Source organism: Clostridium intestinale, assembly GCF_035905475.1.
Taxonomy (GTDB): domain Bacteria; phylum Bacillota; class Clostridia; order Clostridiales; family Clostridiaceae; genus Clostridium_T; species Clostridium_T intestinale.
The window spans coordinates 1,009,676-1,033,560 of record NZ_CP121166.1 but is presented as its reverse complement, the minus strand read 5'-3'; the positions used below and the strand labels follow the sequence as shown (position 1 = coordinate 1,033,560).

At 31.4% G+C, this 23,885-nt stretch carries 35 protein-coding genes; all 35 read right to left on the bottom strand.

The annotated features are described in order from the left end of the window. Positions 1-10: 10 nt before the first annotated feature. Complete coding sequence (locus tag P8F83_RS05380) at positions 11-220, bottom strand: hypothetical protein (RefSeq protein ID WP_073015912.1); 210 nt, start codon at positions 218-220, stop codon at positions 11-13. A 17-nt stretch (positions 221-237) separates the two neighbouring features. Continuing rightward, positions 238-933 carry a phage distal tail protein gene (locus P8F83_RS05375; RefSeq protein WP_326513757.1) on the bottom strand — a complete coding sequence of 232 codons (696 nt, stop codon included), beginning with the start codon at positions 931-933 and terminating at the stop codon, positions 238-240. Next, the gene (locus tag P8F83_RS05370; protein WP_326513756.1) at positions 933-3,440 is read right to left on the bottom strand and encodes a phage tail tape measure protein; all 2,508 of its coding nucleotides are present in this window, start codon (positions 3,438-3,440) and stop codon (positions 933-935) included. Before P8F83_RS05370 ends, P8F83_RS05375 begins: the two co-directional genes overlap by 1 nt. Positions 3,441-3,449: 9 nt before the next feature. Next, positions 3,450-3,581, bottom strand: a complete 132-nt coding sequence (locus P8F83_RS05365; protein ID WP_326513755.1) for a hypothetical protein — start codon at positions 3,579-3,581, stop codon at positions 3,450-3,452. A gap of 104 nt (positions 3,582-3,685) precedes the next feature. Beyond that, positions 3,686-4,009, bottom strand: a complete 324-nt coding sequence (gpG, locus tag P8F83_RS05360; RefSeq protein ID WP_326513754.1) for a phage tail assembly chaperone G — start codon at positions 4,007-4,009, stop codon at positions 3,686-3,688. Positions 4,010-4,052: 43 nt separating this feature from the next. Beyond that, the gene (locus P8F83_RS05355; RefSeq protein WP_326513753.1) at positions 4,053-4,634 is read right to left on the bottom strand and encodes a major tail protein; all 582 of its coding nucleotides are present in this window, start codon (positions 4,632-4,634) and stop codon (positions 4,053-4,055) included. Positions 4,635-4,650: 16 nt separating this feature from the next. Then, on the bottom strand, positions 4,651-4,983 hold the full coding sequence (locus P8F83_RS05350) for a hypothetical protein (RefSeq protein WP_326513752.1): 333 nt from the start codon (positions 4,981-4,983) through the stop codon (positions 4,651-4,653). A gap of 13 nt (positions 4,984-4,996) precedes the next feature. Then, entirely contained in the window at positions 4,997-5,434 is a 438-nt protein-coding gene (locus P8F83_RS05345) for an HK97-gp10 family putative phage morphogenesis protein (RefSeq protein WP_326513751.1), read from the bottom strand. Continuing rightward, on the bottom strand, positions 5,435-5,749 hold the full coding sequence (locus P8F83_RS05340) for a phage head closure protein (RefSeq protein WP_326513750.1): 315 nt from the start codon (positions 5,747-5,749) through the stop codon (positions 5,435-5,437). A gap of 11 nt (positions 5,750-5,760) precedes the next feature. After that, the gene (locus tag P8F83_RS05335) at positions 5,761-6,843 is read right to left on the bottom strand and encodes a phage major capsid protein (RefSeq protein ID WP_326513749.1); all 1,083 of its coding nucleotides are present in this window, start codon (positions 6,841-6,843) and stop codon (positions 5,761-5,763) included. Positions 6,844-6,883: 40 nt separating this feature from the next. Continuing rightward, the gene (locus tag P8F83_RS05330; RefSeq protein WP_326513748.1) at positions 6,884-7,477 is read right to left on the bottom strand and encodes an HK97 family phage prohead protease; all 594 of its coding nucleotides are present in this window, start codon (positions 7,475-7,477) and stop codon (positions 6,884-6,886) included. Positions 7,478-7,494: 17 nt separating this feature from the next. Then, on the bottom strand, positions 7,495-7,776 hold the full coding sequence (locus P8F83_RS05325) for a head-tail connector protein (protein WP_326513747.1): 282 nt from the start codon (positions 7,774-7,776) through the stop codon (positions 7,495-7,497). After that, entirely contained in the window at positions 7,736-9,016 is a 1,281-nt protein-coding gene (locus P8F83_RS05320; protein ID WP_326513746.1) for a phage portal protein, read from the bottom strand. The genes P8F83_RS05325 and P8F83_RS05320 overlap by 41 nt, the downstream gene beginning before the upstream one ends. 5 nt (positions 9,017-9,021) lie before the next feature. After that, the gene (locus tag P8F83_RS05315; protein ID WP_181603423.1) at positions 9,022-9,222 is read right to left on the bottom strand and encodes a hypothetical protein; all 201 of its coding nucleotides are present in this window, start codon (positions 9,220-9,222) and stop codon (positions 9,022-9,024) included. Positions 9,223-9,237: 15 nt separating this feature from the next. After that, positions 9,238-10,902, bottom strand: a complete 1,665-nt coding sequence (locus tag P8F83_RS05310) for a terminase large subunit (RefSeq protein WP_326513745.1) — start codon at positions 10,900-10,902, stop codon at positions 9,238-9,240. Continuing rightward, on the bottom strand, positions 10,899-11,285 hold the full coding sequence (locus P8F83_RS05305; protein ID WP_073015900.1) for a phage terminase small subunit P27 family: 387 nt from the start codon (positions 11,283-11,285) through the stop codon (positions 10,899-10,901). The genes P8F83_RS05310 and P8F83_RS05305 overlap by 4 nt, the downstream gene beginning before the upstream one ends. Before the next feature lie 151 nt (positions 11,286-11,436). Continuing rightward, positions 11,437-11,901 carry a hypothetical protein gene (locus P8F83_RS05300; RefSeq protein WP_326513744.1) on the bottom strand — a complete coding sequence of 155 codons (465 nt, stop codon included), beginning with the start codon at positions 11,899-11,901 and terminating at the stop codon, positions 11,437-11,439. Between the two features lie 241 nt (positions 11,902-12,142). Beyond that, on the bottom strand, positions 12,143-12,751 hold the full coding sequence (locus tag P8F83_RS05295; protein WP_326513743.1) for a tyrosine-type recombinase/integrase: 609 nt from the start codon (positions 12,749-12,751) through the stop codon (positions 12,143-12,145). Between the two features lie 13 nt (positions 12,752-12,764). After that, on the bottom strand, positions 12,765-12,971 hold the full coding sequence (locus tag P8F83_RS05290) for a hypothetical protein (RefSeq protein ID WP_326513742.1): 207 nt from the start codon (positions 12,969-12,971) through the stop codon (positions 12,765-12,767). A gap of 63 nt (positions 12,972-13,034) precedes the next feature. Then, on the bottom strand, positions 13,035-14,489 hold the full coding sequence (locus tag P8F83_RS05285) for a hypothetical protein (protein WP_326513741.1): 1,455 nt from the start codon (positions 14,487-14,489) through the stop codon (positions 13,035-13,037). Positions 14,490-14,913: 424 nt separating this feature from the next. Beyond that, entirely contained in the window at positions 14,914-15,384 is a 471-nt protein-coding gene (locus P8F83_RS05280) for a sigma factor-like helix-turn-helix DNA-binding protein (protein WP_326513740.1), read from the bottom strand. Positions 15,385-15,485: 101 nt separating this feature from the next. Further along, complete coding sequence (locus tag P8F83_RS05275; protein WP_326513739.1) at positions 15,486-15,728, bottom strand: hypothetical protein; 243 nt, start codon at positions 15,726-15,728, stop codon at positions 15,486-15,488. 193 nt (positions 15,729-15,921) lie between these two features. Further along, positions 15,922-16,320, bottom strand: coding sequence for a hypothetical protein (locus tag P8F83_RS05270; RefSeq protein ID WP_326513738.1), 399 nt, complete (start codon positions 16,318-16,320; stop codon positions 15,922-15,924). A gap of 154 nt (positions 16,321-16,474) precedes the next feature. Next, on the bottom strand, positions 16,475-17,188 hold the full coding sequence (locus tag P8F83_RS05265) for a hypothetical protein (protein WP_073015893.1): 714 nt from the start codon (positions 17,186-17,188) through the stop codon (positions 16,475-16,477). A 180-nt stretch (positions 17,189-17,368) separates the two neighbouring features. Next, the gene (locus P8F83_RS05260) at positions 17,369-17,608 is read right to left on the bottom strand and encodes an AbrB/MazE/SpoVT family DNA-binding domain-containing protein (protein ID WP_326513737.1); all 240 of its coding nucleotides are present in this window, start codon (positions 17,606-17,608) and stop codon (positions 17,369-17,371) included. A gap of 113 nt (positions 17,609-17,721) precedes the next feature. Then, positions 17,722-17,919 (bottom strand): aspartyl-phosphate phosphatase Spo0E family protein, encoded by a 198-nt coding sequence (locus P8F83_RS05255; protein ID WP_084765064.1) that lies wholly within the window; start codon positions 17,917-17,919, stop codon positions 17,722-17,724. A gap of 60 nt (positions 17,920-17,979) precedes the next feature. Continuing rightward, positions 17,980-18,213: a hypothetical protein gene (locus tag P8F83_RS05250; RefSeq protein ID WP_326513736.1), complete on the bottom strand. Its 234-nt coding sequence runs from the start codon at positions 18,211-18,213 to the stop codon at positions 17,980-17,982. A 12-nt stretch (positions 18,214-18,225) separates the two neighbouring features. Then, positions 18,226-18,606 carry a single-stranded DNA-binding protein gene (locus P8F83_RS05245; protein ID WP_326513735.1) on the bottom strand — a complete coding sequence of 127 codons (381 nt, stop codon included), beginning with the start codon at positions 18,604-18,606 and terminating at the stop codon, positions 18,226-18,228. Next, entirely contained in the window at positions 18,599-19,699 is a 1,101-nt protein-coding gene (locus tag P8F83_RS05240; RefSeq protein WP_326513734.1) for a hypothetical protein, read from the bottom strand. The genes P8F83_RS05245 and P8F83_RS05240 overlap by 8 nt, the downstream gene beginning before the upstream one ends. 148 nt (positions 19,700-19,847) lie before the next feature. Then, positions 19,848-20,144 carry a hypothetical protein gene (locus P8F83_RS05235; RefSeq protein ID WP_326513733.1) on the bottom strand — a complete coding sequence of 99 codons (297 nt, stop codon included), beginning with the start codon at positions 20,142-20,144 and terminating at the stop codon, positions 19,848-19,850. A 67-nt stretch (positions 20,145-20,211) separates the two neighbouring features. Then, positions 20,212-21,057, bottom strand: a complete 846-nt coding sequence (locus P8F83_RS05230) for a Shedu immune nuclease family protein (RefSeq protein ID WP_326513732.1) — start codon at positions 21,055-21,057, stop codon at positions 20,212-20,214. A 136-nt stretch (positions 21,058-21,193) separates the two neighbouring features. Then, positions 21,194-21,820 carry a hypothetical protein gene (locus P8F83_RS05225; RefSeq protein WP_326513731.1) on the bottom strand — a complete coding sequence of 209 codons (627 nt, stop codon included), beginning with the start codon at positions 21,818-21,820 and terminating at the stop codon, positions 21,194-21,196. Beyond that, on the bottom strand, positions 21,801-22,022 hold the full coding sequence (locus P8F83_RS05220; RefSeq protein WP_326513730.1) for a hypothetical protein: 222 nt from the start codon (positions 22,020-22,022) through the stop codon (positions 21,801-21,803). Before P8F83_RS05220 ends, P8F83_RS05225 begins: the two co-directional genes overlap by 20 nt. Next, entirely contained in the window at positions 22,015-23,046 is a 1,032-nt protein-coding gene (locus P8F83_RS05215) for a ParB/RepB/Spo0J family partition protein (protein ID WP_326513729.1), read from the bottom strand. The genes P8F83_RS05220 and P8F83_RS05215 overlap by 8 nt, the downstream gene beginning before the upstream one ends. After that, the gene (locus P8F83_RS05210; protein ID WP_326513728.1) at positions 23,024-23,794 is read right to left on the bottom strand and encodes a ParA family protein; all 771 of its coding nucleotides are present in this window, start codon (positions 23,792-23,794) and stop codon (positions 23,024-23,026) included. The genes P8F83_RS05215 and P8F83_RS05210 overlap by 23 nt, the downstream gene beginning before the upstream one ends. Positions 23,795-23,885 lie beyond the last annotated feature (91 nt).

Here is a 23,885-nt window from a genome sequence, read left to right as displayed (position 1 = left end):
CCTTGAGAGATTATTTAATCTCAGCACAAATGCTGCCTTCTCCTAAACTTGATATTTTTACAGTACACTTATTTGCTATAAGTTGTTTTAAAACTGACTTTCCATCTTCACCTATAATTTGTACTACATAATTTCCTAAGTCTTTACTTGGATCTATTAGTTTAGATTGTTCTGGTACTTGATTTACTTCTTTAATTTCTTGATTAACATTATTATTCATAATACATTCATCCTCTCTTATATCCATCTAGGTTTATATTTTATATTCACATCACAATTATTCTTTGAAAAAGTTATTGTATTAGATCCTGGAGACAGTACAGGAAAATCCCAACTATCATAATCTGAAAATCTATTAGTTGTTCCTTGAAGTACTGTACAATCTTCTCCATTTACTATTATTTTTTGTCCTGCTGTTAAATTCTTTAGTGTGAAGGTTTCTCCTAGTCCAGTTACCACTAAATCCACAATGGCAACACTAGGCGTTATTTCTACTATGGCTGGAGTTTCTGAATTACCTAGTACATTTATTGTTTTGCTTGAGACTCTATTAGCTGTTTCTGTAACTTGATTTCCCATTTCATATCCTTCAAACTCAAGCTTAAGTAAATATCGAAACTTTGAAATAGTCTTCTCTGTACTTTTATTAGACAAAATAGCTATATATTTATTGCTATATCCATCAAGTATTAATTCAGTTTCTTTTTTTAATTTCGCTGTAAGATTAGATATATTTTTTAATATTTCATCTCTTGAGTTGCCTTTAAAAAGGATCTCTAGTTTTATTTGTTTGTATGAGACTTTTGAAGATAATGTAAGGGGAATAAGTGCTTTTTTAAGCCACTCTTTATTTATTTCTATAGATGATGTTTGAATATCAACCTTTAGCTGCTTCCCATTGAATACAGATATATCAACTCCATTTATCTTCATTATCTTCTTCTCCTTACACTCGCTATAGCTAATTGATTTCCTACTATTGGAGTCATTACTTTAGCTATTTTAATAAGCTCACTATCTCCTAAGTAAATAGGTATGGTAACCATTAACTGATTTTTATTAAGTCTCTCAGCTAACTCATCAAAGTTCTTTGATAGCTCCTGCCATAATTGGCTTAATGGCAATATTGCTTCTGCTCCTGCTTCTCCACCTACCATTGCATTAAGTCCATTAAATCCAAACAGTGTTGGACTAGTCATGATACCACCTTCAGCATACCAATCTATTCCTACTGATGGTACTTTAGGCGGTAATAAACTAAACTCTCCATTAAGTTTAAAGTGCGGTAGCTTTATATGTGGCAGCTGAAAGCTAAACATATCTCGGATTTTTCCTGATACAAAATCTTTTAATCCTGAAAAGAATCCTTTTATTTCATCCCAATGTTTAATTATTTGAAGTGGTACTCCTATAAATGGTACAAAAACTGTAAGTATATCTAATCCCCATTTACTTAAGAAATCTTTAAGACCTCCAAATACCCACTCTCCTGTTTCCTTAACCTTTGTAAATGCTGCATTAACTCCATCTCTAAACCATTCACTTTTGTTATAGGCAAATATAAAGGCTCCTACTAACAACCCTATTCCTATAACAACCAATCCAATCGGATTCATGTTCAGAACAAAATTAAGAGCAGTTTGTGCTGCTGTCATTCCTTTGGTTGCAAGCTCTGCTAAAAATGTTGATTCTCTCATCTTATTAATGATTTTTATAGCATCACTTACTCCTCCAGTAACTGTTGAAATTCCTTTAGCTAGTCCAGCAGCTCCCATAGTAAATGCACCTATGCCTATAACTGTTTTAGCTGTTTCTGGTGACATGTTTTTTAGTACTCCAGTTATATCTTCTAAGACAGATTTAACTGAAGGAGCTAAGTCCTTTCCTATATTCAATAGTTCAGTTCCTAATGGCAACAATGACATTTTAGTATCTCTTAAGGCTGCTTGGAATTGAGCTTGCGGTGTTGAGTTCATAGCATCTTGCATTCTTTTGGTTGATCCTTCAACATCTGCCAACCCACCTGTTACTCCTGCTAATGAGTTAATTACATTCCCACCTAAGTCTTCCCACATGGTACCAAACAAATCTACTCCTGCTTGGTTTTGTTTTAATGGATCTTCTATACTTGCCAAGCCTGTAAGTGTTTTTTGAAATGCTTCTTTTGCATCATCTCCACCTCTTGCTATAGCTGCTGCCATGTTGTTAGCATCTAAGCCTATCAATTTAAATCCCTCTTGAGTTGTTTTACTTCCATCTACTGCTCTTTTACTAAATTCCCCCATAGCATCCCCAACTTTATCTAAGTTAAAGGCTCCATTTTCGACTCCAGTTATTAAATAGTTAAGGGCTTCATCAGCTGTAAGTCCTAGCTTAACAAACTGAGGTGAATATTCTCTAATAGAATCAAGTAGTTCTCCACTGTAATCTCCACCTTCTTGAAAACCTCTTGTTATAATATCTAAAGCATAATCTACATTATCCTCAAGACCTGAATCCTGCATTACCTTTAAAGTCCTGTATATTTCATCATTCTCAGCTCCAAAAACATCTTTAACAGTAGAAACTAATCCAACCATTTCTTCTTGAGTATCTTGAGTCCAGTTCTTAGCAGTTGAAAAATGACTTTGTAGTAAAAACAGTGAGTCTGTAACATCATCTAAGCTATCACCATACCCATTTGTATATACATTTTTAGCAACCTCTGTTAGTGCTTCTGTCTCTTCTGCTGTAGCTCCTAATCTAGCTTGTAGTTTAGCTGTAGAACTTTCTGCATCAAGAGCTTCCTTACCAGCTAATCCAAAAGCAGCTCCGACCCCTAAAGAAACTTTTCCTAATGTTCCTGCAACTTTGTCTGAAGCTTCAGATACCTTATCTAGTTTCTTTCCAAACTCATCTAAACTTGAAGTTTTTAGTTTCTTCTCAACCTCTTCAAGGGCATTCCTTGCTTGAAGTAATGCTTTTTCATTATTGTTTAACTTGATCTTTGCTTCATCTAGCCTTTTATTTGTGGATACAATACCTTTTTCATTTTTATCATAACTAGATTTTAACTTTGATAATTCATCCTCTAACTGCTTAACTTCTGTACTGTTTTTTCCATAGGTTATGATAGCTTCCTTATGCTTTCTATCAGTTTCCTCAATCTTAACTGCTAACTCTTTATTTCTATCACCATATGCAACTATATCTTTATTCAAGTTCCTTATAAACTCTCTATTTAAAGCTACTACAGTATTTTGAGCCTTAATTTTGCTGCTTAGTTGCTCCTGTTGAACCTTTAGCATATCAGTAGAGCTTCCAAATAACTTTGCTCTTTCACTTGTTAATCCAAATTCTGATTGAGTGACTTTAAGCTGCTTAACTACATCTCCCATTTGCTTTTGAAATTCTGAGCTGTTAGCACCTATTTTAATATTTGCACCTGCTATTTTAGTCACCTCACTTTCCTAATAATCTTCCATATCATCTGAGTTATTAACTTGCTTTCTATTTAGTAGATAGTCTAAGAAATCTATATACGCCAGTATGTCCATTTCCTCGCAATCTTCAAAAGACATTTTCTGCTCATTAATAGCCAAATCATATATTTGAAAAAGAATATCTATATAGTGCCTTTTTTCTTCTTCCTGTTCCTCTTCATCCCACTCATCAAAAAAAGCCGACTTCTTTTCCTGTCGGCTAGTTAGTTTTTTGATATGTTTTTCATCTTCTTAGTGGTTTTCTCCTGAATTTCTTTACTTAAATTTTTATAGTGAAGATATATATCCTCTATATCTACCCCATCCAATAATTCATCTGTAGTAAATTGATTTCCAAAACATTCAACTATAAACTCCATCATTAAATCAAAATGACTTGTATTAAATGTCCCTGCTCTATCTGCATCTTCTAATACATCTTGCACTTCTAGATATCTTCTTAAAGCTCTTCCCTTAAGTTTTAATGACTCAAAGACTTTTATTTCTTCACTTCCGTCTTCATTTTCAAATCCAATTTTCACCTTCATATTTTACCTCCTTGAAAGGTGTCCGTCACGGACACCTTATTTTTTAAGCTGCAATAGGTTCTTGAACTTCACTAAACCAAGTAGCTATAGCCTCTTTTGCATCTGTAAATGTCTCTTCTAAATATGTTTCATTTACTCTTACTCTAAAGTTTCCATCCTTTTCTCTAGCGTAGAAGGTTCCCTTTAATACTGGAGTTTGAGTTGCTACCTTATCAGCTTGAGTTTCATAATTATCTGTTGTGCCTTGGCTGAACTTACCACAATATAACCAAACCATTTCCCACTTGTTATCTGTTCGTTTTGCTCTCCATCCTATGGCTATTTCACTTGCTATATCATCTTTATTATCAATTAAATAGCCATTCTCATAAGTAGCACCAGTTAATAAAGCCTCCTGCTCCGGAGATAAATCATTAACATTAATCTCTATATCTATTCCAGTTAAGGAACTTAAAATCTCTTCTACAGAATCGTCACTATATAATGGCTCACTTTCTCTTTTAATATCAACTTTTGCACTAAGCGCTCTAGCCAGTTTTATAGGAGTTGCAGCAGCGTAAGTTGTTGCATTATTAGTTGTAACTTTAGCTACAAATATGTCCCTTAAACTCTTTCTTCTTGACATTTTATCGCTTCCTTTCTTATAAATATTCTGCTATATAAAACCTCATAGCCTTATGATATATCCCTGTTTCAGTTTCAAATTGATCATTACTATCCTGGTAAATAAAATCAGATTCTTTTAAAGCTGTCTTAACATCCTTTTTAAGTTGTTCTGTATTTTCCTTACTCCATAAATCAACTTGAACATAATGAGCTATTATTTCTTCTTCATCATCTGAATGTTCTTCAGTAACTTCGTTGTATTGAAAAAAAGTAATGTGAGTATCATTAATTTCTTTATCATACCAACCATATTCCACTGGATAACCGAGACTTTCTAAAGCTTCTATGACTAATTTATTTAAATTCAATGTACTCACCTCTTTACTCTAAATCTTTTATTAATCTTTGATATTCTCCTTCAGCTATCTTACTAAACTCTTTTTTATATTGCTCTAGTGCAGTGGCTAAAAAAGGATGAGGAGGTCTTTGTGACGTTCCCCACTCCTCAAATTTTGCATAAAAATAAGGACTTGTATCGTCCTTTTCCCAACCAACAATGATGTATAAGCCACCATTCTTATTCTTTTTAATATTTGATAGTGGTATCTCATCAGCCATATGTTTTCCTGTTCTGCTGCCTTTTCTACCACTTTGTTTAGGATTTTTACTTCTATGAGCTTTAGTTTTAGCAGCTTGTTGAGTTAATGCACCACATTTTTTAATGATATTTTTATTAACCTTATCTATTTCAGCTGATGTTGCAATTCTCTCAGCAGTTTTTATTAGATCACTTAATCCTTCAAACTCCATATATGCCATTTAACTTACCTCGATACACTTTAAAATCACATCTTTTTTATTGTATTTTAGGTAGTCAACAAGTAAAACCCTAAACTTTCTATCCTTCCATACAAGGATAAAGTCCTTATTATTTAAGCTTTTTACCTTATTACAATACTTTATTTTTATATTTAAAGTATTTTCTAGCTTTAAATTATAAGCTTCATATAACTCTTTTCCATATAGATTATTTATCTCAGCCCAGCAGCTATAATAATCTTCTAGGGTATCTATTTTATATCCATCAGCATCCTTGGTTTTAACCTTTTTCTTTATAGATACCCTTTCCTTCATAACCATATTTACTAAAACTCAAGCTTTTTAACAGATCTAACAGAACCTTTAACTGGTATAAATCTTTCAAGTATTCTTATTTTAACTGTATCATCAGTAAATCCTGCTTCTGTACTCTTAGCTATAGTTATAGCCTTTCTATCGCAGTACTTAACAGCTTCTTTCATATGAGCTATATAGAATACAAGCTTACCTTCTACACTTGGAGGTAATAAGGTATCTTCCACATGAACTATTGGTTTTGAGTGAAAGTACTCTGCTCCATCTGCTCCAGAAGTTATTAAATTAAGTGGTCTACCTTCATTATCTTTTAGATTCTTTAAATGCACATATCCTGAAACATTTGTAAGAGTTATTAATCCTGCTTTTACAGCTGGTAATGAGCCATCTATTGCTTTTTCTACATCTTCATATGAAGTTGCTCCAGTAATTGCAGTAGCATTATCTTTAATAACCTTTAATATTTTAGTATTTTCTTTAACTGTAGCTATATTAGTGAAGTTGCTTCTTACTAAACCTTCTATTTCTACCTCTGCATCATCTATTAACTCAGAAGTTAAAGTTTGAATCAATCCAACCTTTGCACATTTAAAGGACACATCAGTAGTAACTAGAGTTCCATCAACTATATCTTCACCTTCTCCTACTTCAGCTAACTCATTTTGATCTAAATCAACAACTGGTATAGTTCCCTCATTTTTAGTTACAGGAATTATATCGCATAGCTGCTTTAATGATCCGTAGCCTTTTTGTAAAACTATAATGTCATTTATAAATTGTTTTGGTAAAACAGCTGAATTATCAACACTTGTTATAGTAGCTCTTTCCTCTTCACTTACTGTTTCACCCATTATTTGTTTAACTATGGCTCTAAACTCACTTACCTCTTCAGTTTTATTCTCTGCTTTCTTCTTTTGGCTTTCTAAAGATCTCTTTTCCTCATCTTCTATTTCTTCTTGTATTTTTATCATCTTCTCTATGTTTCTTACTTCTACCATTGCAACTTCTGCTTCTGTTGCTTTTTGCTCTGCTATTAATGATCTTACCTCAGCTTTTTTAGCATCTAAAATTTCAAATAGTTTTTTTAAGTCCATTGTTATTCCTCACTTTCAATTTTTTATAATAAAAAAAGAACTATAACTCTAGTTCTAACTTTAATAGCTTCATTTTAAGTTCTAAGTCCTCATCGACATCTCTAGTTTCAACTGTATTAATAACTTCAATTTCATCAATATTAGATCTTTCTTCAATAATTATTTCTTGGTTATCTCTTGCTTCTAAAGAAGTACCATAATAAGCAGGAGTCCTGGTATTATCTAATATACTTACCTCAAACAAAGTAATATCGTCTAAGTATCTTCTTTCTCTATCATTGTCAGTTTTACCCCAGCTTTGTTTATTAGCTTTAAATCCAAAACTCCAACCTACAAGCTTATCATTTTTAGCTTTTTCTATAACATCCTTATCTAATATCCTAGCTTCAGCATATAAGCCTATATTATCTTCTTTAAGTTTCAGGTTATCTTTTGTACTGCCAAGCTTTCTACTCCAGTTATGATTTAAAAGTATTGGAATATCATCATTCTTTTTAATAGCATCTTCCCATACTCCACTTCTTACTTGTTCTACAAAGTTTCCTTTTGGAGTTTTCAACACCCTTGAATCCCTCTCAACCGCATTTACATAACCACGTACAATTACGCTATCGCTTCTGATTTCTATTTGCATACTCTATCACCTCCTCTCTAACCCTCTTCATAGTTAGATAATTTATCTAGGATACTTGTTACTATCCTATCTTGTTTAGTATTTGAAGGAATCTCTGTATTTCTATTCTCATACATATCATTAACTAACTTCTTTTGTAGTAAAGTAGCAAGCTTAACAGCCTTTTCATCTGCTTTATAAAGAATTCCAACCATACTATCTATATAAGCTTCAGCTGCTTCAATAAATGATTCAATATCTTCATCATCATCTTCAAAATCAATCTTTAGGTATCTCTTCGCTTCCTCCAGTGTCAACATCTTCATCACCTACTTTCTCAGTAGCATTGTTATTCTGCTGATAGCTTGCTTTACCTGCTAACAAGTCCTTAAGCAATATTTGCCCTGAAGGTAATGTAATAATCTTATCTCCACCAATTCTTTCAACTCCCAATAGATCCTTTGCATAATCTAAATCATAAACGCCATTTTTAACATAGGTACTTATAACATTGGCTTGAGTTAAACTATCAAGTCTCAACATTACATTGGTGTTAAATCTAATCTTATAGCCTTTTTTTCTTTCAGTTTGAGTTAGAAGCTTCCAGTCACCCTCTTGCTCTATTGCTGTGAAGATAACCTGGAGTGTATCTACTAAAAAAGCTAGATTATCCTGCTCATCACTTTTAGCATTTTCTTTCATTTCCCCTAGTTTTGATAAGGGAACTCCAAAAGATGCAGCTATATCTTTCTTACTCATAAACCTAAGTTCTGCAAACTGTGCATCTGTTAAGCTAAGATTTAAGGATGAAGCATTATATCCAGCAGGAACTGTAAATATCTTTCCGTTATTAGTGTAGATCCTATCAAATTTCCTTTGAATTCTCTTTAATTCACCCTCTTCTTTAATATCGTTTGTCAGCTGAACCACTATTTTATTTGTTAATCCATTTGAGAATAAGGTATTAAGATAATTTTGACTTTTAATACTTGTATCTAAGCTTTCTTTAAGTATTGATTTGTTAGCTTTAGCATTGATTCCATCTATACTAAAATCTCTTAGAATTATCATCTCTTTATCAAAACAAGAACCTGTTTCACCATTTACGCCTTGAAAGTCATAAAGGATCTTATTATTTTTAGTAGATTTTATTAATCCAGCATCATCAACTGTAATGGTGTCTATCTTTACAGGATATAATCCATCTATCTTGCTGCCTTTTCTATCTATAAACAATCCACTTATACCTTCATGTTTTGATATAGCAACAAAACTTTTAAACACATCAACAGCATTCATATATGGATTGGGTCTTAATCTTAGTAAATCATATAGATAATGGTCTCTTGCTATTATCTCCCCTTTATCTGTTTCCTGCTTCACTTGAAATGGGCATTTAGCTATAGATTCAGAAATAATTTTAACGCAGCTGAAATAAGTACTCTCTTGTAATCCGCTGCTAAATGGTGAATCCTCATAACCTTTTTCAAAGCTATAAACTTCTTTCCAGTCATTTACCTCAGTTTCTCTCTTTTCACTATTTAATCTATCAAATATCAACTATCTCACCTCTTCTCTTTTCTAAATTTAAATAAAAATACTGAGTAAGCTATCAAGATAAAGCCTAGAAAGTACATTCCAAAAACTACAGAAACATAAAAATTAGTGAAGATAATTATAAGTAGCCCAACAAAAAAGACCATTTCCATAACAAACATTTCATTATGAATGGTCTTATTAAGGATCTTATTAAGTTTTTCTTTCATCTTTCCACCTCTTCACTACCAGTCCATTTTATCAAGTTCATCTATTGCATTATATGATGGCATTCCATTAGCTTCTATAGCAAGATTTAATCCCATTAACATAGCTATAATTCCATCTATCTTAAACTCCGATTTAGTTTTACTATACCTGGTACCTCCATCATTAACTACAGCTACAACCTTCTTGGCCATAAGATTAAATACTTCATTATCAGCTATTATGATCTTTCCATCAATCAATAAGTTTTCAAAATCACTTATGGTTGGTGACATTGTTCCAGTACCTTGACCTAATGCTATTACATCCCACTTATTTTCTAACCTGTTTATAATAGTTGGTGAACCCCATCTATCAAAACCTATCTGCTCAAAAGGAGTATTCTCATCATATTCATATAATTTATCTAACACATTCTCAAAGTTTACATACTTGCCTTCAGTAGCTATAAGATGTCCATCTTTAACCCATCTAGGATAATCATTTCCATCAAGTTCAGCTCTTTCATACATATTATCTCCTGGAGTATATAAATGAGGATAAATAATGAATACACAAGACTCTTCATCATAAAATACCTGGACAAAAGCTGTTATATCATTCTTAGACGATAAGTCAAATCCATTCCAACTCTTCCATCCTTCAAGGTCTTTTAAATTAATCTTTCTTAAAGCTTTATTCCATAGCTCCATATTAATGGCACCTTTGATTTCATCAGTAGCTATATGTTGATTTAAATATAATCTCCTGAATTTAGCTTCAAAAGTTTTCATGGCACTTGCTTTATTAGCTAATTTAATAAAGTCAGATAGCTTTTTAAATATACCTAGTGCTGGATTAGCATTAATCCATTCTTGTACATCCCATATTTCACAATCTTTCTTTGATTCAAATACAGCTCCAAAGAAAGTATCATCATCAACTTCTCCATTATCTATTTTCTTGGAGTAGTTATACATCTGAAATTCTAAGTTTTCATCATCTTCACCATCTGATGCAGTAGTTGTTGTAAACATTAATGGTTCATCCCACAAACCCATACCAGTTATAAGCTTTGAATAAGCATCTGTTTTCTTATACTCATGAGTTTCATCAAGAACAGCAATATAAGTTGCATAAGAATCTAGGTTACTTCCTTCATTTGCTAGAACTCTAAGCCAACTATTAGTTGACTTTCTATACATTATCTTCTTAGATTCAGTTATCTTAACATACTTGCGTAAAGTCCTATTACCTTTTATAGTTTGGAATATTGTATTAAATAGGTTTGTAGCTTGTTTAATATCATTGGCTACGATTATGTATTCAGCTCCATAAACATCTTCAGTAAAGTATAAATAGATTATGATCCAGGCAACTAATGAGCCTTTACCATTCTTTCTACCTATGTTTAAATGTGCTTCCTTAAATCTTCTAAAGCCTGTCTCTCTACTCTTCACACAAAGTATTGAAGTTAATATCTTAAACTGAAATCTTAGCAGCTTTACTTTATTTCCTTTCTTTCCTTTATCCAGGGTAAGCTTAGAAATAAACTTAGAGATCTTCCTGGCTTCTTGTTCATCAAAGTAAAACTCTTCATCATCATATTTTAATTTCTGCTCTCTTATTACTTCTTCAACTTCATAAGTTGTTTCATAAACTATATGAGCATCAATTAAACTTTTAATCTTTTCAGTTATCATCTACTAATCATGGATTCCATTTCAGGATCTCCATCTCCATCATTATTGAAATTGATATTTTTATTCATTCTAGCTCTAGCTGCTGGAGTAATTCCTAACTCTTTCATCCAACTTCTCATTTCTTGTTGAGCTTTATTTGCTATGGATACCTCTGGTCTTTGCTGCTCATAACCTTCTTCATTTACAACCATGGACATTCCTTCTTTTAATAGGATCTGCTCACATCTTTTCCATTTAGAATAATTTACACAATACCCTTCAAGAGCTTTCACATCTTTATCTGTAAAATCTCTATCCTCTGCTTTTAGTAATCTAATAATCCTCTTCCATTCTTCAGTGGCATATTCATCAAACCACTTTGGACACGTTAATTTTCTTGCCAATACTTTTCACCTCCAAGTGTAAAATTTTAATGTTCGTATTTCAATTTTTCGCATACCCCCTATAGCAAAAAGTCCCGAAAAAATTCTTGTAGCACTAGGCATCGAGACCTTTCTAGCCTTCTAAAACTTTTGCACCCTCCCCCCGGTATCGCTATAAATTGAACTCAGTTTCAAACATCATTTTTATTTCTAATAATATAGTCTGCATTTTCTTTTTTTCTTTAAATCCTTTATCATATTCTCTATGTACTCTAGCATGATTACTTTTAGTTAGATATATTAGATTGTCATAGTCTAGTCTTAAATCCCACTCATCTTTTAACTCTTTGATATGATGTACAGCATAACCCTCAACAATCTTCCCTGTCCTATAGAATTCTAGAATATCAATATGCAAACATCTTCCTTTAACTTCTTCCTTTTTTCTATCCCATGTGGGACTTCTATAGAAGCTTTGACACATAGCTTCATACTTGTCCTTCATTCTTTCCTTACGGTACTTATTCCACCTTTTCTTTCTCTCCTTCTCATATACCACTTGATGATAAGGACAAAACATAACACCATCATCAAGTATCTTACTGCAGCTATGATATGAGCATTGCTTCTTTATCATTATCTCTTTTGATTCTCACCTCATTTAACTATTTAAAAATGTACAAAAATAAAAGCCAAGTTATTCAAATCATATTTGAACTTGCCCCTCTAATGTTCGTGTTTTGCCCTTTTGAATGTTCTATTTATATATCAAATAAGACTTTCAATTTTAACTTTCTCTACTAATATATGTACCTTGTTTTTAGTACTTCAATGTTCATATGTCTTAAAATAAGACATTCATAGGGTAAAAAAATAAATCACCTTATAAGTCCATTGAGCTTATTTACATATTTACTAAGCTGCTCTCTATCTAATCCAATGTACTTTCTGGTGTATTTAGCTGTGCTATGATTTAATAATTCTCTTACTGCTTCAATATTGTGATCACTTTCTATATAGATGTTATAAGCATAAGTTTTTCTCAAAGAATGAGCTGAAATATTCTTAAGTCCAAAATACTCTCCAGCATCTTTTAATATTCTACTAACTCTGCTAACTTGTATATGTTTATTGATTCCTTTTCTAGATTGAAACATAAATTCATAATCTTTTTTGTTTTTGATATAGTTCCTAAGCACCTTTGCTAAGTTAGGAACTACTTCTGCTTCTCTGGGTTTTAGATTCGCTTTCTTAATACTCTTAGATTTTTCTTTCTTCTCTTCTAGGATATAGAAATAGCCATTTCTAAGAGCTTCCTTAACATCTCTAACTTTCAACTTAACTAAATCTCCTGCTCTATAACCTGTAGCTATTCCAAGAACAAAAAGAACATAATCTCGCTCATTATTGCACTTCAAATAATCCTGAATATCGAGTATATTTTTTAGATATCTTACAGGATTAGCAGGTTGCTTTTTCTTCCTCATTTCATTTTCTCACCTACCTTTGCCTTATGGCTCCTTTTTCTCTTTTATAGCTCCTTGATTTCATGCATTCATTTACGCCTTCAAAAGGATCATAAAATAAGGTCATGTTTTCACATGACCTACTATCTAAACACTTCTTACATTCAATTGGAGACTTAGCACATATCACTTTGTCTCCTTGAAATTTAATGTTAATATTTAGTTTTCTTTTAGTTGACATTTACTGTGCCTCCTTATTTTTAGGTATAAAAATAAGAGCCTTAAAGGCTCTTATCTACAATATCTAGTTAGCTTTATATATTTCCCATTTAGTACCTGAATATTGTCCACCAGTAAATGGAGCTAATGACACTACATTTGTAGCTGTATTACCATCTAGCCATCTATTTCCAGGAGTTGTACCCATACATTGAAATCCAAATGTACCATCTCCATTTGAAAGTATGTTCCATTGAGTTCCAGAATAAACTACTCCTGTATCAGGTGCTAAAGCAACAACATTATTAGCAGTATTTCCATCTAGCCATCTCCAGCCCTTTCCTTCATAAGTTCCTAAACACTTAAGTGCATAATATCCATTAACTGAGTATACTTGCCATTTAGTACCTGAGTAAATTCCTCCTGTACTTGGTGCTAACCATACACTAGCATCTTCTGTTTTACCATCTAGCCACCTATTCCCTTCTGTTGTTCCAGTACAACGAAGTGAAATGATATCTCCAGCTTTTAGCTGAGATGTATTAGTTATTTTCTGTGGCTCATTAGTGGACTGTACAATTATGTAATTACTATAAACATATAAATACAATAATTGTTCTTTAATTGTACCATTATTACCTACAGCTTGCACCTTCATAGTGTGCGTTCCAAGACTAAAATCACTTACATTATATGTTGTTGAAAATCCACTATTAGCAGCTCCAGTATAGCTTGGATATTTTGCTAATATGTCTGATCTTTGAATTCCTATTTGAGCATCTCTTGAATAAACATCATCAATATATGTTTTTACTGACTGTATTCCTGACTGATTTATTGAATATCCAGATAAATTAAAACTTCCTGTATAAGTATTATTTGTAATAGGTGATTCTATATTTAATATAGGATCATAATTTACAGCATCTAACAATTCTCCATCAATATCTATGGCATCAACACTTATAATTCCACTTACCTTTTCTTTTACAATTTCTATTTCATGAACCCCATAAGTACCGAAATTGTATTCATAAGTAAGCAATTGTCTACTCTGACGTCCATATATTGCTTCATGGACATATCCTTGAGCTACACCATCGGTATATACCTTCGCAGATCTATAATATTCATCATTCTCATTCCTTGCTGGATCAGGATTCATACCATTTCCTATTAATCTAAACTTTGAACCTTGAAACTTTATTTTTACCTTACCGCCAGAACCGCTATGATCTCTTGTAGTTCCTTTATAAGTTCCTGAAAAGTTATCATAACAAGTAAAATATCCATTATTATAATATATTTTACTATTTGAATCGTCATATCTTTTCCATCCTATTTCAGGCTCAAATAATGCACTTTTTAGTTTAGCACTATTCCCTGAAGTATTATTTAAATTTCTTGTACCAATAAGAACATCATCATAGTGCCCCGTAAAACCTGATGCTGCGTTAGCTACTTCTCCATTACCAAACACTGAAAACATGAAAGTGAATGCCAATAGAACTCCTAAAAATAAACCTAGTTTTTTCTTCATTGATTACTCCCCCTTGTGATTTTATTCAGATATTATTATAATACTTCCTTTTTTGTTATAACAAGTATTTATTTGCATCAATATCCATTGTTATTTTTAATAAATGTAAAATTAATGCAGTTTTATAAATCTATAAAAAAGTTATATTAAAATATATAACAAAAAGCAGCCACTCAAAAGTAGCTGCTCTATAAAAAGGTAGGGAAACAAATAATGAAAAATCTTATGGTTATCTTATAACTTTATTATAGGGTTTCTATGTGTCCTTAATGTGTCATGACAATAAACATTATGTTAACAACTATTAACTTATCTTAATAAAAAAGCACCTACCCACTTATAGATGCTTTTCAGTAACCAACTTATTATCACATTTTAAATGATATCACAAAGAAATAAAACTATTCTACATACTAAAGTGATATTATTCTGCTACTTTTCTGATACTTAATTCATTTTTACTTGGATAAACTATTGGAATCATCTTATCAATAGCTTTATCTCTTAATCTTCTTACCCATGCTTCACTAAGATCCAGCTGCTTGGCTACAAAACACCATGACTTATTTCTATACTTCAGATATTTAAAGTAAATAACATCCCTCTCATTATCACTTAAAACATTTAAAGCATTATCTATTCTTTCTTTTCTTATTTCATTAGATCTTTTAAGTTCTCTCAGTCTTGCTAGTTTCTCTTCTTTGCTTAATACTTCATTTTCTGTTGGTCTATTTATTTTATATGTATGACTAGACTTTTCTCCAATACTTATTGATGATATACCCACATAATCATTTTCTAGTTCCTCAATGTCTAGTTCTAAATTCTTTATTGAGTTTTCTAAATCAATATAATCATTTAACATTCCTTCTATTAACTTTCCTTGGCTTATCAAATTTCTTCCTCCTTAATCACATCTATGTTATAATATATATGTAACTAAATGAGGTTTAAAGAGAGCTTATATGTCTGGAAACTAACAGCTCTCTTTTTTGTTTATTTAAAATTATCTCTTCCCCATACATAACCTTCTCTTTGTGTTATCTTACCTTCTAGGGATAAATGCATTAGCAGCATAAAGACTTCTTCACAGCTTCTTTTTAAAATTCTAGACATTTCTTTTATGCCTGTACCATATTCCCAAAGCCTTATAGCTCTATCTATTTCTTTTGAATACCAACAAAAATCCATATTAGGCAAGATGGTTACTAACTTATCAGTATTCTTTTTTCCTTTCATTTTTACCTCACTGTATTTATATAAAGAAATATTCTTAAAAATATACACTTCTGATCTGTAGAAGCGTATCTCAGCTTCATCAAATCATTTTGTGTTTATGGTTCACATCAGTTTCATAAAATTATTGAACAAAAATACCGCATATTCTTTTGTTGAATAGTACGGTATCATAAATTATCCTTTTTAATATTATTTATATATTGGTCATATGATTTTTCTTCTTTCTAAATAAAAAAATATTATATCCAACTAGAAAAATAAAAAATACAAGTGAACCTAAAAACAATTTGTCTCCTGAAGTGTAATCTATCCCAACATACACAACATATACTACCATGCTCCAAAGAATCAATATTAGTTTCTTTAGCTTAGGTGCTAAATCATGTATTAATGCTAATACTATGAAGGCTCTAATATAAAATGTTACTACTGCAATTTTTTCAATTTGAATTTCCATAGCATTTGATAATAAATTTTCTAATACTGAAATTAATAACAAGGCAATAAAACTACCCCCTATTAACATTAACCACTTTTTCCAATTAGGTAAATTAAGTTTATTGCTATCTACCAATACATATTCTCTTTTCATGTTTCCCCCTAATTTATGTTTAATTTTTACTTAGTATTAAAAATATCATATTATTTCAATATCCAAATTTCAAAGAGTTTTTATTAAGAAGTAAAAAATACCGCTAATTCATTTGAATATTATCTCTTAACCGTATAACTTAGACAATTATAGTTTATTGAGAATATTGACTCATTACTAATTTAATAAATCTATCTCTATCTTCGTCCCATATTTTAGAAAGATCACTTGAATATTCATATATAGCATAAGAATTTCTTTTCTCTAATTCATCAAGTATATTCAGCATACGTTGTTGTTTTTCAACCCCTTCAATTTCTACTTCCTTACTCTTGTCCATATAACTCATATGAGTTGTATTAATTCTAATAGTTGGAGCAATAGGATTTTTAGAATTAATAATTACAGCAAATGTCTTCCCTACCTCATCAAGTGGAGCAACTACTCCAGGCATTATTACGCCTTGTTTGTGCCTAATAATTTGTTGGTATGCCCACACTATATCATCAATTTTTATTATATCCAAACTAAAGGTGTTAAGTTTCAAAATCCAAGAATCAGTAATTATTACATTTCCATATCTTACAGAATCTCCTCTTAATATCTCATTATTTATATATTGAGCCACATCATAAAAGTATCCATAAACTGATAGTGCTTTATTTACTGAATAAATTTTAATACTCTTCAATTTTCTTATAAATCTAACTGGCCCCATTATAAATACAAAGAACACGACGCTTAGTATCATTAAACCTATCCCTCTATAAAATGCTATAAATATCGACAATAATGTTAATACAACTATTAAAATAATGATATTACGCCTTATTCTTTTAATTTGTAGAGCTATAAATTCTTCCTTCATAAAGTTCCCCCTAAAAATTTTTTGAAGTATTATTTAATAATTGTATTTATTAGATACATATTATTATATATCCTATACCTCCTGCATTAAAATAATATGTCACATTTTACAATTATAAAGCGATTATATCATATTTATCCAACACTGTATTATTTAATTTTCAAAGAACATCAAAAAACCTTACTCCCTCATCCCCTCCAAGCAATCCTCACAAACATATTTCCCTTTAAAGCTTTGTCCACCTTTTATGTGACCGCAGATGGTGCAGCCTGGATTATATTTTCTTAGGATCATTGTTTTATCCTCAGTGAATACCTCAAGTGAGTCTGCAATGTCTATATTCATTACTGTCCTTAGCTCCTTTGGTATTACTATCCTTCCTAACTCGTCCACTTTTCTTACAATTCCTGTGCTTTTCATAATTATCCTCCTAAAAATTTATTCTTCGATTTCTTCTTTTTTCAAGTCTTTGCTTTCATGGCAGTTATGACATTCTGCACCGCATACAACATCATAACCTTTGATAATGTCTTTTACTTCGTTGCACATGCATTGAAAGACTTGGCAGTATTTAATAAACATAACCTTCTCCTTTGCTCTATAAGTATCAGCTTATCAAGCTCTATACTCTTAGTTAATACCCTATTGTCACTAATTCCATACATATCCATAGCTTTATGTAAACTTCTTCGCTTTCTCTCTATTATCGATAGTACTTTTCTCATCTTCATTCTCCTCCCCTAATGTTCACTGATATTTAATTATCTATATTGTATATTTCTTTTGTTAATTTATTTGACTATCTTCTTAAGGTGTCCGTCACGGACACTTTTTGATTCTTGCTGCTTCTTATCAAGAATTTCCTTGGTTAATTGCTTATATCTTAAAGTGGCTAGATAGTTTATCTTTTCACCTTTGTACTGAGTTACTAACTGCATTTCCTCTGCATGATGATAAAGTTTATCTGCATAGTCATAGAACTTGGATATAACATCAAACTCTTTATCACTTAAAACTACTGACATTTAACCCCTCCTCTAAAATGGTATATCACCATCATCTGTTGGAGTCATATCATCAAAACTTGGTATAGATCCTTGTTTTCTATAGCTTAAAAAACTTACTTCATTTGCAACTACTTCAGTGACATATCTCTTAGTACCGTCTTTCCCATCATAAGACCTTGTTTGAATTTTCCCACTAATAGCCATCAAGCTGCCTTTGGTCATATAGTTAGCTGTGTTCTCAGCCTGTTTACCCCATATGGTTATTGAGATAAAATCAGCTTCTCTTTTACCTGTTGATGAATTAAACTTGTCTACTGCCAATGTTACTGTAGTTACAGCTGTTCCATTACCTGGTGTATACTTAAGCTCTGGATCTTTTGTCAATCTGCCTATGAGAACTACTTTATTCATTCTTGTCCTCCTCATCATCCCAGCCTAATAGTTTTTTCTCTAAGGCATCATAGTCATATTGACGACCTGTGAAATTATCAAACCTTAACTTGCCCTTATTAGAGCTTTGATAGTTTGTATTATTACTTGGGTTTACGATTTGAGTCCTTGATTTATTATCGTAGTTACCCTCAAGAATTTTTATATAGTTAGACTCTTTTAATACCCAATCAAAACCACAATTTGACCATTTTCCATCCCTACCAGATAGAAAATCACTAGATTCAACCTTTGAGAATAGCTCTGCAATCTTTTCAAGACTTTTAAGTTTTCTATAAAGAGATTTCATAGACTTATCACGAGCTTTTGACCTAGCCTTAACTTTGGGTAAGGACTTACAGATAGCATTATACTGAGCTATGATTTCTTCATATGGAACTTTGCTTATATCATTTGCAGGTAAAGTCTCAGATGTTTCATCTGAGGAAGTGTCTTGCACACTATATATATTATTTATCTTTTCTTTTATATTTTTATTTTCATTTTTATTTTCCCCACGTATCGTAGTACGTGACGTAGGAATGGCTTGATTTAGCCCTTTGTTATTTTCTTCCACATTGGCGATTTTACTTGATTCTTCTGTTGACGTATCGTGGTACGTGTCGTCATAGGTGCCGTAGTACGTACCGTATTCTTTTAAGCATTCAATGATGAATAACTTTAATTTTTCATTCTTCACTCCATCAAGTACATATAAGACGAGATCTTTATCATCTATAGTTTTTAATTCGGACTTTATACAACATTCAATAGGTAGTCCACCATTAACTAGGTTATATTTACCCCAATTTTTTATAGCAACCTCACCAGTATCTTTGTTATATTTAATCAGCTTATAATTGTACTCAAAGCGTTCTAGTAAAGATGTAGTTGATTCTATACTATATCCAAGCTCAAAGGCTAAAACCTTCCTAGGTATTCTATAAACTCCTATTTGTTTTGTATGTGAATTAGTCAAAAGATAAAGCCAAAACAGCTTATCCTCTGGTGTAAATCTCTCTATAACTTTTGTATCATTCCAAAAATCTGTATAAACATATCTAAATTTAGCCATGATTACCTCCTATTCAAAAAGTTCATTTTCTTTTGTTTTCTGCTGGTTAACTGGTTATCTGTATTTCTGTTTAACTGGTTAAATGGTTATCTTCTTAACTGGTTAACTGTCTATTAACCTTCGTAAATGTGATTATTTTTATAATTGTTTACTTTTTTAATTTATTAAAGTTACAACTATCAATAAGTTTTACAATATGCTCTATGTGGCTTTCAGAAGACCTTAACGCAATAAGCTCTATTCTTATCAAATCAACCAAGTCTTTAAGCTTATTATTTCTTTGAATAAGATCTGCATTATCTGTGGCTATCTCTTTAACCAGCTGAGCAAACTCATTTATTTTTAGTATTAATCCTCCATCTTGTTTTTTAAGTGCTTCCACTTGAACCTTAAGTAGTGGATATTCACTACAAGCTTTTTCTATATATTCATTTGTATAGTTCAATTTCTTATCTCCTATTCAATAAAAAAATACCGTAAATTCATTTCTGAATAATACGGTATTTTTATATTTACCTTTTTATGTCCATAGTAGCTACTGCTCTTGCCAATAGACTAGAACTCTTCTTAGAAAATGTCTCAGCATCATACTTGCAATTATATACAAGTAAGTTACCTTTTAACCAATTTTCTATTTCATAATCTTGTTTTTTTAAAACTTCTTTAATATTTGGACTCACCTTTAACTCATCAGGTTTAAGATGCGCAAATATTGATGTGGTTAAGTCTTCTGGAAAATATTTAATTGAAAAACCACCATCTCTCCATGGAGATAGTATCATTTTTTTATTAACTATATTTGATTTCTGATACATTGAAATTACGCTATCATATGTTATAACCCTTATATCATCTGTGTTTTTCTGAGCAAACATACTAATTTTTCTTTCTGAATTATCTTTCTCATCATTTCTCCCAATCACTAGAACATATTTCACACGAACTGGATTCCTCTCTAAAGGTCTTTTTAATGTGTTTATCTTTCTTAAAAAAATCTCCTTATTATCCTCAATATATGCTTTCCATGAAGTTATCTGGTCATAGGCATTATTAAATTTTTGACTAAACTGTATATTTTCCATATTACTATTAAATATTTTCTTTTTTGAATCTTCTAATTCTATTAAAACTACTTCCCAAAAGTCACTGCATTTAGTCATATATACGAAATCACTTTTTAATCCATCTGAAATTACTAGTTTAGAAATAACAGCTGAGAAATTTACTTGATGCCCTAATATATATGGAATGGGAATTAATTCAGTGTTTATCTCCAAAAAGTCTTGAATGTCATTTTCATTTAAATTTTCATTATCCAAAATATTCATAAAATCTTGTATTAGTCTCTCATTTTTCATTTTAACACCTCATTCATTTATTTAAATATTATGAGTGAGATTATAACATTTTTTTATCAATATTTCTATATTTTGCTAATAATTCAGCATTAAATACCGTATTATTCAGTTTTCAAAGAACAACTTTTAAAACATCTTATTTCCTATTTAACTGTTCAAATGCCATCTTTAGTCCAACCAGGTAGCCTTGAACTCTATGAGGAATTACATCTCCTACTTCAAATATCCATTCTGATATATCAGGATTATAGTCAGTTAAATCATCATATCTTAAATGAACTTCATAATCCCAATTATCTTTTGTGTAGCAAGATTGACTTTCTTCAATTAATTCATTTAAAGTTTCTATATAATTTAGGATTGCTTCATTTCTAGGATTATCCGCATGTGATTTAACTTCGATATCATCATGATCCATATTTTCATATGCCTCTTTGATTTCTCTATTCAATGCTTCTATGGCTACGTTCTTATCAAAAGAATATTTATTATCTTCAAATGCAGAAAGTTTACTATGAAAATAATTGACCCCATATGTCGATATATTTTCTATTGATGCCTTTTCAGTAAATTTAAATATTGCCTCTCCTATATCCCCACTTATATAAAGCTTAGAACCATCAAATACGTATCGACAATAATATATCGAACTATTAGGCTTATACCACTCTAAAACTTCTAAATCGCCATGTTTAGTTAACTCAGCTATATGCCCATTAAACCATTCTTCTTTTATCTCATTTTCAAATATATCTACTTTCATCGTTCTCCCTCTCATTCATCAACTCTTTATTCCATAACTTCTTTACATCATCTTCACCATTGAATATGGCAACAATATCAGCTATCATATCCCTTTTACCAAGGTTATATTGTTCCTTAACAGAGTTTTTAGATGTAAAGGCTCTGTTGTTGTATTTCATATACAATGCACTAAATACTTCTAACTGTTTTAAATTAAACATTTATTTGAAGAACCTCCTCTACTTCTTTATTAATCCGCCCACTTTCCATCCCTGGCATCTCAAACACCAATCCATCCGAATATCCATGATCTCTCAAGGTTATCCTCATCAAGTCAAAGGCATCATATTCCCCCTTAACCTCATGATCAAATTCAGTCCACTTCTGTCCTTTTTTGGGCAGCATACTCTTTAGTGTTCTTACCATTTGTTCACAAAGTTCTTGTATTGTTTGCAGCTGCTCCTTATTTTCAAAGGTAAACTTAGTTGTCTTGGGTTTCTTCTCTTTAGGTTTAGGTTCTGGATAAATCTCTTTTAATAGTTCTTTATCTCGCTTTTTTTCTACTGGTTGCTTAATTCCTTCTATGAGGATACTGATTTCTTCTTTTGATTCTTTTGGATCTAAATTCTTTATTTGTTTGGCTATTTCTTTTTGCTCTTGAGGTTTTAGGTTGCATATTATTTCAGCTTGGGTTACTGTAAGCTTATCTTTGTCTAAGTCCTCTTTTAAATCCTCTGAGAGCTTCTTATTTATCTTTTGATATCTTCCTACCTGAGTTCCTGATTTACCTAATACTTTTCCTATGGCTTCTCTTGTTTTGCCTTCTATCTGCTCACCATTAGATTTTTTAGCTTTATAGATTTCTTCTAATCTACTAATACCTCTCATGAATTCAGTAGGTGTAAGTTCTCTAGTTCTTGCATTAGCTTCAATTAGTAGGATTTCTGAGTCTATATCTGATAGATTCCTTTGTACTTTACATGGTACTTTTTTAAAGCCTAATTTCTTTAATGCGTGGTACCTTCTTTCGCCTGATAGTATTTCATACTTTCCTTCTTTTTCTCTTACAACTAGGTTATGAAGTAAGCCTTGTTCTTTTATGGATTCTGATAGTTCATCAATTTCCCTTATGCCATAGAAGTTATTTCTTGATGGTTCTAACAGCTCTATGTTTATTTCTAAAAGGGAAAACTTATCTTTTGCATCAAAGCTATTAACTTTTTCAGATAACCCTTGTAAGAACATTTACTATCTCCTCCGTTAGCTTGATGTAGTCTTTAGCACTATTTGATTTAGGATCATGGTATATGACTGGTGTTTCATGGAATGTGCTTTTGGTTACAGCAACATTTTCTCTTATTGTTTGTTTTAGAAACTTATCTCCAAGTATCTGATCTAGTTCTGCTTTTATATCCCTGTTGATTGTTGTTGACTTGTCCATGGTTATAAATGCACCTAATAAGTTTAGGTGTGGGTTGAATTCCGCTCTAGTTTCTTCTATAGCTGACATTAGGTACTCAAAACCATCTAATGCAAACTTATCTATCTTAATAGGTACTAATACCTCTGTAGATGCAACTAAAGCATTAGTCGTTAAGATGTTTAATGATGGTGGACAGTCTATTAATATAAAGTCAAATTCATGGTCTAATGAATCTATCCATTTCTTAAGTCTTGTTTCTCTAGCTTTTCTAGTATCAAGCATTATCTCATTCTCAGCCATGATAAGCTTTATGTTACCTGGTACTATTTGAAGGGCATTGTACTTTGTAGCTTTTATATAAATACCTGTTTCACCTTTTAAAAGCTCATAACTGGATAAGTCATTTTCCTTATAACTTGATAAATACTTGGTTGCATTAGATTGTGGATCAATATCTATAATCAAAACTGAATAACCCATCTTATCTAAAGCAGCTCCTATGTTTGTGGTGGAAATAGTCTTACCTACTCCACCTTTAATGTTTAAAAAACTTATAACTCTTGTTCCCATAAAATCACCCCTTAAAAATTCTTTCCAGCTATAGCTACAATTTTCTTTCCTGTCTTAGGATCTATCCATGATCTCATTTCAACCTTAATCT

Bases quoted from the DNA above. Each gene is read 5' to 3' on its own strand.
- P8F83_RS05215 (WP_326513729.1), bottom strand. From the start codon at position 23,046: ATGTTCTTACAAGGGTTATCTGAAAAAGTTAATAGCTTTGATGCAAAA.
- P8F83_RS05220 (WP_326513730.1), bottom strand. From the start codon at position 22,022: ATGTTTAATTTAAAACAGTTAGAAGTATTTAGTGCATTGTATATGAAA.
- P8F83_RS05325 (WP_326513747.1), bottom strand. From the start codon at position 7,776: ATGTTGACACTGGAGGAAGCGAAGAGATACCTAAAGATTGATTTTGAA.
- P8F83_RS05300 (WP_326513744.1), bottom strand. From the start codon at position 11,901: ATGATAAAGAAGCAATGCTCATATCATAGCTGCAGTAAGATACTTGAT.
- P8F83_RS05375 (WP_326513757.1), bottom strand. From the start codon at position 933: ATGAAGATAAATGGAGTTGATATATCTGTATTCAATGGGAAGCAGCTA.
- P8F83_RS05240 (WP_326513734.1), bottom strand. From the start codon at position 19,699: ATGGCTAAATTTAGATATGTTTATACAGATTTTTGGAATGATACAAAA.
- P8F83_RS05210 (WP_326513728.1), bottom strand. From the start codon at position 23,794: ATGGGAACAAGAGTTATAAGTTTTTTAAACATTAAAGGTGGAGTAGGT.
- P8F83_RS05265 (WP_073015893.1), bottom strand. From the start codon at position 17,188: ATGAAGGAAGAATTTATAGCTCTACAAATTAAAAGAATAAGGCGTAAT.
- P8F83_RS05225 (WP_326513731.1), bottom strand. From the start codon at position 21,820: ATGAAAGTAGATATATTTGAAAATGAGATAAAAGAAGAATGGTTTAAT.
- P8F83_RS05275 (WP_326513739.1), bottom strand. From the start codon at position 15,728: ATGAAAGGAAAAAAGAATACTGATAAGTTAGTAACCATCTTGCCTAAT.
- P8F83_RS05255 (WP_084765064.1), bottom strand. From the start codon at position 17,919: ATGAAGATGAGAAAAGTACTATCGATAATAGAGAGAAAGCGAAGAAGT.
- P8F83_RS05230 (WP_326513732.1), bottom strand. From the start codon at position 21,057: ATGAAAAATGAGAGACTAATACAAGATTTTATGAATATTTTGGATAAT.
- gpG (WP_326513754.1), bottom strand. From the start codon at position 4,009: ATGAAGGTGAAAATTGGATTTGAAAATGAAGACGGAAGTGAAGAAATA.
- P8F83_RS05335 (WP_326513749.1), bottom strand. From the start codon at position 6,843: ATGGACTTAAAAAAACTATTTGAAATTTTAGATGCTAAAAAAGCTGAG.
- P8F83_RS05285 (WP_326513741.1), bottom strand. From the start codon at position 14,489: ATGAAGAAAAAACTAGGTTTATTTTTAGGAGTTCTATTGGCATTCACT.
- P8F83_RS05290 (WP_326513742.1), bottom strand. From the start codon at position 12,971: ATGTCAACTAAAAGAAAACTAAATATTAACATTAAATTTCAAGGAGAC.
- P8F83_RS05315 (WP_181603423.1), bottom strand. From the start codon at position 9,222: ATGAAAGAAAAACTTAATAAGATCCTTAATAAGACCATTCATAATGAA.
- P8F83_RS05345 (WP_326513751.1), bottom strand. From the start codon at position 5,434: ATGGCATATATGGAGTTTGAAGGATTAAGTGATCTAATAAAAACTGCT.
- P8F83_RS05330 (WP_326513748.1), bottom strand. From the start codon at position 7,477: ATGCAAATAGAAATCAGAAGCGATAGCGTAATTGTACGTGGTTATGTA.
- P8F83_RS05260 (WP_326513737.1), bottom strand. From the start codon at position 17,608: ATGAAAAGCACAGGAATTGTAAGAAAAGTGGACGAGTTAGGAAGGATA.
- P8F83_RS05270 (WP_326513738.1), bottom strand. From the start codon at position 16,320: ATGAAAAGAGAATATGTATTGGTAGATAGCAATAAACTTAATTTACCT.
- P8F83_RS05310 (WP_326513745.1), bottom strand. From the start codon at position 10,902: ATGATAACTGAAAAGATTAAAAGTTTAATTGATGCTCATATAGTTTAT.
- P8F83_RS05340 (WP_326513750.1), bottom strand. From the start codon at position 5,749: ATGAAGGAAAGGGTATCTATAAAGAAAAAGGTTAAAACCAAGGATGCT.
- P8F83_RS05355 (WP_326513753.1), bottom strand. From the start codon at position 4,634: ATGTCAAGAAGAAAGAGTTTAAGGGACATATTTGTAGCTAAAGTTACA.
- P8F83_RS05380 (WP_073015912.1), bottom strand. From the start codon at position 220: ATGAATAATAATGTTAATCAAGAAATTAAAGAAGTAAATCAAGTACCA.
- P8F83_RS05295 (WP_326513743.1), bottom strand. From the start codon at position 12,751: ATGAGGAAGAAAAAGCAACCTGCTAATCCTGTAAGATATCTAAAAAAT.
- P8F83_RS05245 (WP_326513735.1), bottom strand. From the start codon at position 18,606: ATGAATAAAGTAGTTCTCATAGGCAGATTGACAAAAGATCCAGAGCTT.
- P8F83_RS05250 (WP_326513736.1), bottom strand. From the start codon at position 18,213: ATGTCAGTAGTTTTAAGTGATAAAGAGTTTGATGTTATATCCAAGTTC.